Source organism: Streptomyces sp. SID3343 (assembly GCF_009865215.1).
Taxonomy (GTDB): domain Bacteria; phylum Actinomycetota; class Actinomycetes; order Streptomycetales; family Streptomycetaceae; genus Embleya.
Genome location: NZ_WWJX01000224.1, coordinates 1 through 7,468, shown reverse-complemented (window position 1 = coordinate 7,468; position 7,468 = coordinate 1). Strand labels below are relative to the sequence as shown.

Sequence of the window (7,468 nt, the reverse complement as noted above, 5' to 3'; positions counted from 1 at the left end):
CGGCAATCCGGCCACCGCGGCCGTCGCCGCGCGCACGGCGTCGGCGCCGCCGGGCAGGCCGCCGGCCACGGTGCCGAACGTGACGTAGACGAGCGGGGCCGCCCTGTCGTCACCCCACCAGTCCGGCAGCGGCGACGCGCCGAGTACCGCGCCCTCGCGATAGCGACGGGTCACGGTATACGGGGACGGGTCGAGGGTGGCCGGAAAGCGGGTCAGATAGGGCGCGGTCCGCAGCGTTTCGGCGATCCCGTCCTCGTACGCTTCGAGCACGGGTGTCACCATGCCGAGCACCCCGCCTTCGATCTCCGACGTGGAAACCCCCACCTGTGCCTGCGGAATGCCCAGCCGGGCGGCGGCGATCGCCGACGCGTACTCGCACGTCTCGCGCACCACGAGGTCGGGCCGCCACCGCCGGCACGCGTCGTCGAGGGTGGGCAGCATCGCGGCGGTGCCCAGCCGGGCGAACAGCTCACGGTCGATCAGGACGCCGGCCTCGCGCCGGCTCGCCGTGGCGAAGCGCTCCCAGATCGCCGCGACTTCGGCCGCCGGCGGCGCGGCGCCGATCCGGTAGGGCTCGTCGCGGGCGGCGAGCGTGGCTTCGAGCTTGGGCGGCCCCACCAGCAGGACGTCGTCACCGCGCCGTACGCACGCGTCGACGAGCGGTACGAGCGGATTGAAGTGACCGGAACCCTCGGTGGAGGAGAAGAGAACGCGCATCACGCGACCCTAGGGTGTCCCCGGGCCGCTCCGCGCCCCCACCGAACGGACGTGGCGACGGAAGGCGCGGTCGTACGATGAGGACCCTTGATCGTCGAAGAGTCCGTCGCATTGGCATCCGCCGCGTTCGTGTGTTCGGGTGTGTTCGCCGCACTCGTCTCCACTGCGGTCGTTTGCGGTCGTTCGTGTCCGCGACGTTCGGGTTCTTTCACCTCGGAGGTTTTCGTGAAGGTGCTTTTGGTCGGCGCGACCGGCACATTGGGTGCGGCGGTACAGGCTTTGCTCGCCCCGCGCCACGAGGTGGTCACCGCTTCGCGCAGCGGAAAGACCGATCTCGCGGTCGACATCACCGACCCGGCGTCGATCGCCGCGATGTACGAGCAGGTGGGCCGGGTCGACGCGGTCGCGTGCGCGGCGGGCGGCGTGCCGTTCAAGACGATCGGCGACCTCACGTACGACGACCTGCACGCGGCGGCGGCCAACAAGCTGCTGGGGCAGGTCGAACTGGTGCGCCGGGGCGTCGGGTTCGTCACGGACGGGGGTTCCTTCACGCTGATCACCGGCATCCTCTCCCACGAGGGCATCCCCACGGGTTCGATGTCGGCGATGGCCAACGGCGGAGTGAATTCCTTCGTGCGCGGCGTCGCGGTGGAACTGCCGCGCGGGCAACGGATCAACTCGGTGAGTCCGACGGTGTTCACCGAGTCCGCCGCCGCCTACGACGCGATTTTCCCGGGCTTCGCACCGGTCGACGTCGCGACGGCGGCGCTGGCCTACCGGCGCTCGATCGAGGGCGTACAGACGGGGCAGAACTTCCGAGTGGGCTGGTAGCCCTACCGGTTGCCGCCGAAGCGCGGTCGGGGCGGCGGTAACGGTGCCGATGACAGTGGGGGCACGGTGTCGATGACGGGGGCACAGTGGCAGTGGCGGTGGGCGGCTCGATCCGGGTTCGACCCCCAACGTCCCTGCGGCCCCACCGCGACCGCGCATACGGTCGGGTTGCCGAATTCCGCGAGATCACCGACGCCCTCGCCACGGGGGCACCGAGGAGCCGTCGATGCACCCTGACCAGGCGCGGCACGCTACGCGTTCGGCCCGTCACGCGACGGTCGCCGGCCACCTTTCGCTGCTGAGCGACCGCCGGATCGGCGAGGTGGTGGCCGCCGCGTCGCCGCTGGGAGCCGGCATCGGGGGCAGGTCGGCGGAGTTGGAGATCGGCGGAGCGCGAGTGTTCGTCAAGCGGGTGCCGTTGACGGAACTCGAGATGCGGCCGGGGAACGTCCGCTCGACGGCGAACCTCTTCGGCCTGCCGACGTTCTATCAATACGGTGTGGGCTCGGCCGGGTTCGGGGCTTGGCGCGAGTTGGCCGTGCACCTCCTGACCACCGGCTGGGTCCTGGCCGACGAGTACCCGGGGTTCCCGCTGCTGTATCACTGGCGCGTCCTGCCGGATTCCCCTCCCGAAGGGTTCGCCGACGAGTTCGGGGGCATCGACGGGTCGGTTGCGCACTGGGACGGCTCGCCCGCCGTGGGGAGGCGACTTGCCGCGATCGGCCGGTCGACCTCCAGCCTGGTGCTCTTTTTGGAGCACGTGCCGCAGACCCTCGCCGCGTGGCTGGACGACCACCGCGACGATGCCGCGTCGCCCGGTCCGCGAGTGGCGGCGGAGCTTGCGCGCGGCGCCGATTTCATGAGCTCCCGCGGGCTCGTCCACTTCGACGCCCATTTCCGCAACGTGCTGACCGACGGCCGACGGGTCTACTTCGCCGACTTCGGTCTCGCCCTCGGCTCGCGCTTCGAACTCGACCCGATCGAGGCCGAGTTCCTGTCCGACCATCTCGACTACGACCGCTGGTACACGGCAAGCCATCTGCTGCGTCACCACGTTGTCGACGGCGTGCGCGCCGACGCGGATCGGGAGAACTTCCTCCGTGATTGGATCGCGGGCAGCCGGCCCACTGAGGTGCCACCCTCGATCGCGAACCTCCTCGACCGTCACGCCCGCGTCGCCTTGGTCCTGGGCGACTTCCACCGCCGCCTGATCACCGAGAGCAAACGCACCCCGTATCCGGCCGCCGACCTCGCCCGCGCCGCGAGCGAACGACCGGGATTGTCGGATACGCACGTTACGGTCCCCCCTGGTGATCGATCGACCGAAGAGCACGGGTGGCAACCAGGTGGACGTTGACGATCGACTGTGCTCAGCCGGGCCTACTCGCGAACGCGTGGTCGCGGCGGTCGAGCGACTGACCGCGGCCGGCGCGACCGTACAGCGGGAGGACCACCTGCTCGGCAGGCCCGACCACGTGGTGACGGTCGACCCGGAGGGCAACGAGTTCTGCGTGCGGTGACCGGTGCACCGCGTCGAGTCGCAGGCGCCGGCGGCAACCCCCTGCCGTGAACGGCACTGCCGGAGCACAATGTTGCAGGTCGTACCCGAATGCGGGCCGCAGGAGGTGATCCCGGTGAGTCATCCGTCGACGGCGAGGGAACCGGCCGAGGAAACGGCGAGAAAACCGGCGGAGGAAACCGCGGAGGCGGAGTACGAGCGGCGGAGTACGGGCGGCGGCTGACCTTGGGGGATGTGACGCTCGATGACCTACACCGTGACGTACGCTCCGGACGCGGACAGGACACGCACCCGACTCTCCCCGGCGGAACGCCGCACGCTGGACGCCGGCATGGCGTTGATCGCCGAGGACCCCTACGGCAGCGGTTCGAGCGCCACGTGGTCCGCGGGCAGGCGCGAGGCCACGCTGGGCAGTTCGATCTTCGTCGTCTATCGGATCACCGCCCCGGCGATGCTCGTGACGGTGGTGAACCTCATCCTGCGGCCGTAGCAGCAGGCGCCGTGCGGGGCGCGTCGTGGGTGGTGGTCGGCGTTCGAAGCCGACCTCCGTGGGACGTCGGGTACCCAAAGGAAAGTGACCATGCGTTCGGGAGACGAGACCACGCCGGGCAAGGCGACGCCGGGCAGGACGGGGCAACCCGGGCCGGGGTGGGGCAGGGCGACGCCTGGCAGCGTGACGCCGGCCGCTGCCGGCCCGTACACAGGTCGGCGTCGATCCGGATGACACGGAGGGTGCAGCCTCCCTGGCGTGCGGGCATGCGGATCGTGGACACGGCACCGGAGCGAATCGTCGAGGTGGGCTACCGGCGGGCCCGCGCGGGCGGCGGGACGGAAACGGCGTGGCTGCCCGTCGACGTGGTCCGGGTGGATCGGTTGCCCGCCGGGTGTGACGCGGTGGTCGTCACCGGTGACCTGCAAGGGGTTTCGCCGTCTCCGTGGGGCGGCGAGGCGACGCTGCTCGGGATCGCGTTGGCGGACTACCTCACGGTGTGGGCGCAGGCCGGGCTGCTGCCGCCGCCCGAGCGGGTCGGGGTACTCCTGGCCGGTGATCTGTACTCGGCGCCCGGCGCCGACGCGCGTGGCGTGAGCGGCCCGGTCGACGACGTGTGGTGGGCGTTCGCCGCCGCCGGTTGCCCGTTCGTACTGGGCGTCGCGGGCAACCACGACGTCGTGACCTCGGCCGACCTCGCCGACCTGGGCCCCGACGTCGTGCTGTTCGACGGCGACTGCGTCGATCGCGGGGGCGTGCGGTTCGGCGGTGTCGGGCGCGTCATCGGCGCCTCGTCGCGCCCGGGCCGCCGCGAGGAAGCCGCCCAACTGGACCTTGTCACAAGGGTGTTGCATGAAGCGCCCGACGTGCTGATCCTCCACCAAGGTCCGCCCGGCCGACGACCGGACCAGTTCGGCCACCCGGCGCTCGCCGACCGGATCGCCCAAACACCGCCCGCGCTCGTGGTGTGCGGCCACGTGCACTGGCCCGTCCCCGTCTCGCCGTTGCCGTCCTCCCCGTCGGGACACGTACTCAACGTGGACGGCCGAGTGGTCGTGCTGCGAACCGCGACACCGGGTCCGGAGCCGTCGAGCCGACCGTCCCGCGAACCGTCCGTGCGCTCGGGGTGATCAGGTCCGGCGTGTCCCGGGGTGATGCCTCGGGACGTTCGTGGGGCGGCGGTAGAGTGGCGAGCGAGTCGAGGACACCGATGGTTCGTACGGGTGCGTGCGCCGGAGTCCGCGGTGGTGGGGCCCACCGTGCTCGCAACCGTGGCACTCGGGTGCCGCCGACGGTCCCTACTCGTGACCGGACGCGTCCGCGTATCGCGCGGGCGCGCACGCACGTGTAGGGAGAGGCATGAGTTCCGACAACCCCGGCCCGGCCGGTGCCGAGCCGACGGGCTCCGACCCGGACTCCGTCATGGACTCCGACGTCGAACCTCCGGATGCGGATGCACATCCGCCCGCTCCCACCGAGTCGCGAGAGTCGCCACGGGTGCCGGTCGCGATCGTCGCGGTGGTCTCGGTGGGCGGTGTACTCGGCGCACTCGCCCGATACGGCGCGGGGCTGCTGTGGCCGACCGCGACCGGCTCGTTTCCCTGGACGACGTTCGCGATCAACGTGATCGGCTGCGCCGCCATAGGGTGCCTCCAGGTGGCGGCCACCGAGGGGCGGCCCGTCCATCGCCTGGTGCGGCCCTTCCTGGGGACCGGTGTCCTCGGCGGCTTCACCACCTTCTCGACGTACTGCGTCGACATCGAGCAACTGGTCGACCGCGGCGAAGCGGGGACGGCCCTCGCGTACCTGACGGCGACGATCACGGCCGCGATGGTCGCGGTGACGACCGGCGCGTGGGTCGCCCGCCGCGTCCTGGCGCTGAGGAGCCGCCGATGATCGACGTCCTGTTGGTGGCTCTCGGCGCGGCGGTCGGGGCCCCGCTTCGCTACCTGACCGACCAGGCCGTACAGCGGCATCACCGGACGGTGTTCCCGTGGGGAACGTTCGTCGTCAATATGGTCGGGTCGCTGATTCTGGGGCTCGTCACCGGCGCCACCATGGCCAGCGCCGGCGACCACCACGTGCAACTCCTCCTGGGGACAGGGCTGTGCGGGGCACTGACCACGTACTCGACCTTCTCCTACGAGACCTTGCGGTTGACGGAGAGCGGTGCGCGCTTCTTCGCGGTCGCCAACGTCACGGCGTCGATCCTCGCGGGGATCGGGTCGGCGGCCATGGGATTCGCGTGCGCGACGGCGCTGTTCGGGTAAGGGTCGCCGCGGCTCGGCACTCGTGCGGGCGGTGGTGCTCGGCGCCCGGGAACCGGGTCGCGGCGTCCTCGACGCAGCCTGCCCGACACCTCGTCAAGAGCCACCGGCGAACCGCGCGCCGACCCCGCACCAACCGCACGAGTGACCGGCGAGCACGGCGCCCAGGCTGCGCGCCGCAGCGGCCACGACCGCGTCCTGATCCACCGTCAGCGCCTCGATCGCGGCCGCGCCCGCCAGTACCGCCCGATACGACTCGTCCTGGCACGAGCCGTGCACGACGACGGTCCGGAGCAGCCCGACGACGCCGGCCCGGCACGGTGACACGTGTGTAGTCGCCAATTCCCACAGGAACGGCACGGCCGCCACGGTCGAATCGAAGCCGCCGAACTCGGCTATGTGGCCGCTGAGTTCGGACAGCGCCGCGCCGGCCGTCTCGGTATCGCCCCACGCGATCCGCGACAACTGGCCCGGCACGTCGGCCGCACTCCCGTAGGCATGCGTCAGTTCGTCCCAGCGAATCCATCGCATTCTCTTGAGCACAGTCCCCACCCGGCTGTCTCCCCTCACCGCGCGAATCCCGTCGGATCCGACGCACCCACGACTCGCACCGCAAATCCTGGCGAGCACCCCCCGCGCGGCACCAGACTCCCGCAGAATCCCGTGAAAATCAGCCGTATCGACGGGCCGACGAACAAGAGAACTCCGGGTGACCGTTCCGTTACCGAAGTGGGGTCGGAGCGCTCTCACGTGGACTCCGCGCCGCCCTGATCCGGCCCGTCGAGGGCTTGGAGTTCCTGGGCGAAGACGAGCCGGTTGCCGTCCGGGTCCTGGAGCGTGCCGACGCGGAACCGGCCGGAGGGGACAGTGGACACGCCTCTCAGATACAGGTCGCGTTGGGCAAGGGTGGTGGCGTGGGCGTCGAGGTCCGTCACGGCGATGGTGAGTTGGGTCAGGCCGGCGTGGTCGAGGTCCCGGTAGAGCTGGATCGCGCCGCCCACGGCGAACTGCCACTCGTCGCAGCCGTCCATCGGCGAGCGGTCGGCGGGACGGCCGGCCACCCGGGCGTACCAGGCCCGGGCGGTCTCGAAGTCGGCGGTGGGCACCATGGCGAGCACGTTCAGGATGGTCATGGTCACTCCTTCGACCCCCTGGGCCCCCTCGCCCCCGCTCGGTCCTCCCCCTGCCCTTCGGTCCTCCTCGGTCTTCCCCTGTCCCCCGATCCTTCCCCGGTCCCGCTCGGTCCCGAACGGTTGCCGATTCCCGACCCTGGCGCGTGCTCGCCCGTGACGGCAGGGCCGGCCCGCGCCCGGGACTTCTCGCGGCGCCTCAGGAGTCGGTCGGCTCCTGTGCCCCGCCGACCCGAGCGGTCCAGCCGTTCTCCAGTTCCGCGCCGTCGATGGTGAGCGCCTCGATCGCGTGGCTGTGTGGGTCGATGTCGGCCGTGACGCCGTCGCCCGCGTAGCGGGGATAGCCCGACGCGCCGGTCTCACCGGTGAGGTGGACGACGGCCGAACGGACGGCCGGCCCGCGGGCCTCGACGGCCACGTCCTGGTCGTTGAACGGGAAGATCTCGATCTCGAAGCGTGCCGCGTGAGAACCCATGTGCCCACCGTACGAGCGCGGGTCCGGAGCGCGGCCGAT

At 71.3% G+C, this 7,468-nt stretch carries 10 protein-coding genes and 1 pseudogene; 7 read left to right on the top strand and 4 right to left on the bottom strand.

Translation table 11 applies throughout. The annotated features are described in order from the left end of the window. Window positions 1-717: pseudogene (locus tag GT354_RS08225) on the bottom strand (hypothetical protein); the annotation flags it as partial. Between the two features lie 225 nt (window positions 718-942). On the opposite strand from GT354_RS08225, the gene GT354_RS08220 reads away from it, so the two are divergent. From GT354_RS08220 to crcB (GT354_RS08195), 7 genes are all read left to right on the top strand, one after another. Beyond that, window positions 943-1,548 carry a short chain dehydrogenase gene (locus GT354_RS08220; protein WP_161355596.1) on the top strand — a complete coding sequence of 202 codons (606 nt, stop codon included), beginning with the start codon at window positions 943-945 and terminating at the stop codon, window positions 1,546-1,548. A gap of 226 nt (window positions 1,549-1,774) precedes the next feature. After that, complete coding sequence (locus tag GT354_RS08215; protein ID WP_237534498.1) at window positions 1,775-2,905, top strand: protein kinase family protein; 1,131 nt, start codon at window positions 1,775-1,777, stop codon at window positions 2,903-2,905. Next, window positions 2,895-3,068: a VOC family protein gene (locus GT354_RS08210; RefSeq protein ID WP_346011924.1), complete on the top strand. Its 174-nt coding sequence runs from the start codon at window positions 2,895-2,897 to the stop codon at window positions 3,066-3,068. The genes GT354_RS08215 and GT354_RS08210 overlap by 11 nt, the downstream gene beginning before the upstream one ends. Window positions 3,069-3,311: 243 nt before the next feature. Continuing rightward, entirely contained in the window at window positions 3,312-3,557 is a 246-nt protein-coding gene (locus tag GT354_RS52495) for a hypothetical protein (RefSeq protein ID WP_202511641.1), read from the top strand. A gap of 242 nt (window positions 3,558-3,799) precedes the next feature. Continuing rightward, complete coding sequence (locus tag GT354_RS08205) at window positions 3,800-4,687, top strand: metallophosphoesterase (RefSeq protein WP_202511639.1); 888 nt, start codon at window positions 3,800-3,802, stop codon at window positions 4,685-4,687. A gap of 229 nt (window positions 4,688-4,916) precedes the next feature. Continuing rightward, on the top strand, window positions 4,917-5,453 hold the full coding sequence (crcB, locus tag GT354_RS08200) for a fluoride efflux transporter CrcB (protein WP_237534497.1): 537 nt from the start codon (window positions 4,917-4,919) through the stop codon (window positions 5,451-5,453). Continuing rightward, window positions 5,453-5,827: a fluoride efflux transporter CrcB gene (gene crcB / locus GT354_RS08195; RefSeq protein ID WP_161355599.1), complete on the top strand. Its 375-nt coding sequence runs from the start codon at window positions 5,453-5,455 to the stop codon at window positions 5,825-5,827. Before crcB (GT354_RS08200) ends, crcB (GT354_RS08195) begins: the two co-directional genes overlap by 1 nt. 93 nt (window positions 5,828-5,920) lie before the next feature. On the opposite strand, the gene GT354_RS08190 is transcribed toward crcB (GT354_RS08195), so the two are convergent. From GT354_RS08190 to GT354_RS08180, 3 genes are all read right to left on the bottom strand, one after another. Beyond that, window positions 5,921-6,367 (bottom strand): hypothetical protein, encoded by a 447-nt coding sequence (locus GT354_RS08190; protein ID WP_346011923.1) that lies wholly within the window; start codon window positions 6,365-6,367, stop codon window positions 5,921-5,923. Between the two features lie 203 nt (window positions 6,368-6,570). After that, entirely contained in the window at window positions 6,571-6,957 is a 387-nt protein-coding gene (locus GT354_RS08185) for a VOC family protein (protein ID WP_161355595.1), read from the bottom strand. Between the two features lie 196 nt (window positions 6,958-7,153). Beyond that, the coding region (locus GT354_RS08180; RefSeq protein ID WP_346011922.1) for a hypothetical protein at window positions 7,154-7,468 on the bottom strand (315 nt) is incomplete at its 5' end.